Below are 760 nucleotides of genomic sequence, written 5' to 3' on the forward strand. Positions count from 1 at the left end.
ATGGGGGGACCATCCTCCAAGGCTAAATACTCGTAATCGACCGATAGTGAACCAGTACCGTGAGGGAAAGGCGAAAAGAACCCCGGGAGGGGAGTGAAATAGATCCTGAAACCGTGTGCATACAAACAGTAGGAGCGGACTTGTTCCGTGACTGCGTACCTTTTGTATAATGGGTCAGCGACTTACATTCAGTGGCAAGGTTAACCATATAGGGAAGCCGTAGAGAAATCGAGTCCGAACAGGGCGTCCAGTCGCTGGGTGTAGACCCGAAACCAAGTGATCTACTCATGGCCAGGATGAAGGTGCGGTAACACGCACTGGAGGTCCGAACCCACTAATGTTGAAAAATTAGGGGATGAGCTGTGGGTAGGGGTGAAAGGCTAAACAAACTTGGAAATAGCTGGTTCTCTCCGAAAACTATTTAGGTAGTGCCTCAAGTATCACCATCGGGGGTAGAGCACTGTTATGGCTAGGGGGTCATCGCGACTTACCAAACCATTGCAAACTCCGAATACCGATGAGTGCGAGCTTGGGAGACAGACGTCGGGTGCTAACGTCCGGCGTCAAGAGGGAAACAACCCAGACCGCCAGCTAAGGTCCCAAAGATTGGCTAAGTGGAAAACGAAGTGGGAAGGCTAAAACAGTCAGGATGTTGGCTTAGAAGCAGCCATCATTTAAAGAAAGCGTAATAGCTCACTGATCGAGTCGTCCTGCGCGGAAGATGTAACGGGGCTAAGCCAGTCACCGAAGCTGCGGATAT

1 rRNA gene is annotated in these 760 nt (G+C 50.8%); it reads left to right on the forward strand.

What is annotated here, in order from left to right:
- A 23S ribosomal RNA gene (locus tag H3H37_RS25425) occupies positions 1–760 on the forward strand; the annotation flags it as partial.

Source organism: Rugamonas brunnea (assembly GCF_014042345.1).
Classification (GTDB): domain Bacteria; phylum Pseudomonadota; class Gammaproteobacteria; order Burkholderiales; family Burkholderiaceae_D; genus Rugamonas; species Rugamonas brunnea.